Raw genomic sequence first — 4,066 nt, forward strand, 5'->3', positions numbered from 1 at the left:
GGGCTACCAACGTAAGGCGGGACAGGGTWWTCATGGGTGCAGGACGCCGTAAATACATCCCTGTAGGCTTTGGTGGCAGCATCCCTGCTGCCAACACCTGAACCCTAAATACCCTGTCCCTACTTAAAGTGTGTAGCCCGTTTATCGACACCATTCTCTCGGATCTAGCGGGCTGTCTTGTTTGCGTATGCCAAAAAACAAGCCTGTTCGATTTTGTCCACCGCTTTGACCGACAGCGGCAATGACTTCGCCAGTTTTAACTAAGTCATTTTTTTTGTTTGTATAAACTTTGATTATGCCCGTATAAGCTTAAATAGCCATCGCCATGTTCAATAATGATGAGCAGTCCATAGCGTTGCATAGGGCCTGAAAACACCACTTTTTCCTGGGGCAATTGCTTTTACGTCAATACCTTCGTTTGCGCTTATGATAACGTCTTTATGCGTTGCATTAGTAGTGGGATTCTCAAGTGACGACGTAATCTTGCCTTGCGTAGGCCATTTAAGCCGACCTTTTAACTGGGTAAAACGAACGCTAGTGCTGAGGTCGTTGGGTTGGGCGTCATCTTCTGAACTATCCGATTCTGTTGTCTGCTCGATAGGAGGAGCAGTAACCGTTTCGTTATTTTTTAACGATTCCAATAAGCTTTTCAGTTGTGTTTCGGCGTTTTTTATTTCATTAATCCGTTGCACATCGGATGCTTCATCATTATTTAACTGTGCTAATAATTCATTGCGGCGCTTACGGTATTGATTTAAAAGTGTTTGCTGGTTTTGTTTTTGCTCGGCGCGCTCTTGCAATTGTTCAGTTTGTTGTTGTTTTTGCTGTTCTAGTTCATTGAGCTGCGCAAGTTTTTTTTTCAATAGCCGTTAATCTCGCTAAGCGGTCTTTGTTGATATATTGGTAGTAAATAAGCATCCGGCTGGATAACGCCGGGTCTTGTTGGTTGAGCATAAGTTTTAGTTGTTCTTGCTGACCAATTAGATAAGCCGCTTTAACTTGATTGGCTAGCTCCTTATTTTCTTTGTCAATCTGAGTTTGGTAGTAATGAATGTTGGCTCGGATTTGCGCTAAGCCTACGCGCAATTGCTCAATATCTGCGTGTAAGGCTTTTATCGATGCTGCTGTTTCTCCGTATTGCGTTTCTAAGTTTTCTAAAACTGCCGCAAATTCTGAGTTCGGTGCGTCGGTGGTAAAAGATGCTGGTGTTTCTTCTGCGCTTACAGGAATGAAAACCAGACTTAAGCAAAATAATGCGATTCTGTTAATCATGCACCCATCAGGCAGAAAGAATGAATCTGCTCACAGTCCGCGCCGTTAAGTACCATGAGTTATTGAATTGTTTTAACACAATGAAGCGCTCTCCTGAGCGGTAGTATAGTGATAAACGTTGTTTACGTCGCTGGTAAAGCATTCTTGATTACCCAAACGGGAAAAAACAAGGTATTATTTCTAAGGTTGTTGCAATGCGCAAAGCGTACTTAAGCTAGTTACTAACGTTAGATTTATATTAACACAGGACTGTATGGTCTATGTGTTATAAATCTGCTTCTCTTTTCCGATTATTTGAGTGTATGGATACTAAGGTCGAACACATTTTATACGATGATAATGACATCGCCAAAGCGGCACGTTGTTTAAAGGCGATGTCGCATCCTTTAAGGTTAAAGATTTTATGCGTATTAGGGGATGAGGCCTTAAGTGTACAAGACATTGTTGAACAAGTCGGCACGAGCCAGAGTAACATTTCCCAGCACTTATCGATTCTTAGAGAAAAAAATATTTTAGGTTCGGAAAAAAAAGCTAATCGTGTTTATTACTATATTGACGATAAGCGCATGACGCAATTAATTGCTATGATGAAAGAAGTGTTTTGTCATCAACACTAGCAACATTTCAGAAACATTAAAAACATTCACCTTACTTTTTATAACCATGGAACGCGTAATTGAATTTTTGATTAACCACTATTTACTCTCGCTAGCGTTTGTGGTGGTCACGTATTTGCTCATACAGGATTTATTTGAAACGGCATTAAAAAAATATAATACGATTTCACCGTTGCTCGCAGTTGCCAAAATGAACGAAATGAAAACTGTTGTCGTTGATGTGCGCGATCAAACGGAATTTGCCTCCGGTCATATACAGGAAGCCATTCATTTACCGCTGGATAAGTTCGATAACGAGCTAAAGAAAATTGAAGCGTATAAAAAAGACCCTGTTTTAGTGATTTGTCAAAATGGTACGCGCGCTATATCGGCGGGTAAGCTGTTGACCAAAGCAGGTTTTGAGCAGGTTTTTGTAATCTCCGGCGGTATGGAATCTTGGCAAACCGATTACAAATTACCTATTAAAAAAAGCAAGAAAACCTTTGCCTAACTAACCCTTTGTTAAACTTTATAGATAAAACTCCATGACTGAAGAAATTAAGCCCGTTGAAAAACAATTCGCGATTCAAAAAATTTATACTAAAGATATTTCGTTTGAGACGCCGAATTCTCCTAGCATTTTTACCCACAAATGGGAGCCTGCGGTTGATTTTAACCTTAGCACTCAAGTAACGCCGCTAGATAATTCATTTTATGAAAATTTGTTTAATGGTCACGATTACCGTTAAATGTGGCGATTTGACCGCTTATTTGGTTGAAGTTAATCAAGCCGGTATTTTTGCTATTGTTGGTTTTGACGAGCAAGAAATGGGGCCTATGGTGGGTAGCTTCTGCCCAAATATTTTATTCCCTTATGCCAGAGAAACTGTGTCAGATTTAGCTACGCGTGGTGGTTTCCCACAATTATTATTAGCACCGGTTAACTTCGACGCTGTTTATGCTCAACACATGCAACAACTACAACAGCAACAAATACCAGGTTCTGAAACCATCAATTGATGGCTGAGAAAATCTCCGTTTTAGGCGCAGGCTCATGGGGCAGCGCATTAGCGATTTTTGGCAGCTCGCAATGGCTGCCAAACCTTATTATGGGGACATGATGCGAACCATATTCACGACCTTCAGCGTCTAAGGAAAAATCAACGTTATTTACCCGAAATACCGTTTCCAGATAATTTATTGCTTAGCGCACAACTGGAGCAAGCGGCGGCCTTTGCCGACGTGATATTAGTCTGTGTGCCTAGTCAGGCTTTTAAAGCAACCTTAGAAAAGCTTAAATCCCATCTTTCTAACACAACGGCAATTGCTTGGGCGACGAAAGGGTTTAACCCAGATGATGGTCGGTTATTGCATGAAATCGTTGCCGAAGTGTTTTCTCCAGAGACGCCAGCGGCGATTTTGTCGGGGCCATCATTTGCGCGTGAGGTCGCGATAGGCTTACCCACAGCCATTACCCTTGCGGCAAATCGTATTGAATTTGCCGAGCATTTAGCTAAATTATTCCACAATACGTGTTTTCGTGTGTACACCAGTGATGATGTGATTGGTGTTGAAGTCGGTGGTGCTGTTAAAAATGTTTTGGCTATTGCGGCAGGTATTGCCGATGGTTTAGGTTTTGGCGCTAATACCCGCTCGGCATTAATTACTCGTGGTTTGAATGAAGTTATCCGTTTAGGTCTTTGCTTAGGCGGTAAGCAGGATACGTTTATGGGGTTAGCCGGTTTAGGCGATTTAATCTTGACGTGTACTGATAACCAATCGCGTAACCGCCGATTAGGTATCGCTTTAGGGCAAGGCGTTGCGTTTGCCGATGCGGTTGCTGATATAGGCCAAGAAGTTGAAGGCGTTGCTGCTGCACGCGAAACCTATGCTTTAGCACAAAAATTTGCTATTGATATGCCTATTACTGAGCAAACGTATAAAGTCTTGTATCAAGGGTTAAAACCTAAACTTGCGGTAGAAAATTTATTGGCTAGAGAAATAAAGCGCGAGTGTTTACATCTGAGTTGAACCATAAGCGTAGTGTGTAATGTTAGCGAGACATATGCTTTAAACGGTTAAGTTTTCGGTTTTTAGGTAGGGTGCACTGTGTGCACCTTTATAGGTTATCATTAAAAATCAATGAAAAAGGTGCGCACAGCGCACAACAACACAAGATACCGAAAACTTGACCGTTC

General features: G+C 41.6%; 7 protein-coding genes and 1 pseudogene. 4 read left to right on the forward strand and 4 right to left on the reverse strand.

The window, feature by feature from the left end; translation table 11 throughout:
* Nucleotides 1-141: 141 nt before the first annotated feature.
* The 4 genes from VZ94_RS32800 to VZ94_RS13345 are packed head-to-tail and all read right to left on the reverse strand — an operon-like array spanning nucleotide 142 to nucleotide 1,272.
* Nucleotides 142-297, reverse strand: coding sequence for a peptidoglycan DD-metalloendopeptidase family protein (locus tag VZ94_RS32800; protein WP_082081646.1), 156 nt, complete (start codon nucleotides 295-297; stop codon nucleotides 142-144).
* A complete protein-coding gene (locus tag VZ94_RS32805; protein WP_082081645.1) occupies nucleotides 266-361 on the reverse strand; it encodes a hypothetical protein in 96 nt (31 codons plus the stop codon). Before VZ94_RS32805 ends, VZ94_RS32800 begins: the two co-directional genes overlap by 32 nt.
* Nucleotides 330-863: a hypothetical protein gene (locus VZ94_RS13340; protein ID WP_045779599.1), complete on the reverse strand. Its 534-nt coding sequence runs from the start codon at nucleotides 861-863 to the stop codon at nucleotides 330-332. Before VZ94_RS13340 ends, VZ94_RS32805 begins: the two co-directional genes overlap by 32 nt.
* The gene (locus VZ94_RS13345; RefSeq protein WP_045779600.1) at nucleotides 835-1,272 is read right to left on the reverse strand and encodes a hypothetical protein; all 438 of its coding nucleotides are present in this window, start codon (nucleotides 1,270-1,272) and stop codon (nucleotides 835-837) included. Before VZ94_RS13345 ends, VZ94_RS13340 begins: the two co-directional genes overlap by 29 nt.
* Nucleotides 1,273-1,574: 302 nt before the next feature.
* Here VZ94_RS13345 and VZ94_RS13350 point away from each other — a divergent pair, with 302 nt between their 5' ends.
* The 4 genes and pseudogenes from VZ94_RS13350 (at nucleotide 1,575) to VZ94_RS13365 (ending at nucleotide 3,899) form a co-directional block, all read left to right on the forward strand.
* Nucleotides 1,575-1,889 carry an ArsR/SmtB family transcription factor gene (locus VZ94_RS13350; RefSeq protein ID WP_045779601.1) on the forward strand — a complete coding sequence of 105 codons (315 nt, stop codon included), beginning with the start codon at nucleotides 1,575-1,577 and terminating at the stop codon, nucleotides 1,887-1,889.
* A gap of 46 nt (nucleotides 1,890-1,935) precedes the next feature.
* Nucleotides 1,936-2,379 (forward strand): rhodanese-like domain-containing protein, encoded by a 444-nt coding sequence (locus VZ94_RS13355; protein WP_045779602.1) that lies wholly within the window; start codon nucleotides 1,936-1,938, stop codon nucleotides 2,377-2,379.
* 34 nt (nucleotides 2,380-2,413) lie between these two features.
* Nucleotides 2,414-2,888 (forward strand): annotated as a pseudogene (secB, locus tag VZ94_RS13360) (protein-export chaperone SecB).
* A 57-nt stretch (nucleotides 2,889-2,945) separates the two neighbouring features.
* The gene (locus VZ94_RS13365; RefSeq protein WP_338040405.1) at nucleotides 2,946-3,899 is read left to right on the forward strand and encodes an NAD(P)H-dependent glycerol-3-phosphate dehydrogenase; all 954 of its coding nucleotides are present in this window, start codon (nucleotides 2,946-2,948) and stop codon (nucleotides 3,897-3,899) included.
* Nucleotides 3,900-4,066 lie beyond the last annotated feature (167 nt).

The organism is Methylocucumis oryzae, assembly GCF_000963695.1.
GTDB lineage: Bacteria > Pseudomonadota > Gammaproteobacteria > Methylococcales > Methylomonadaceae > Methylovulum > Methylovulum oryzae.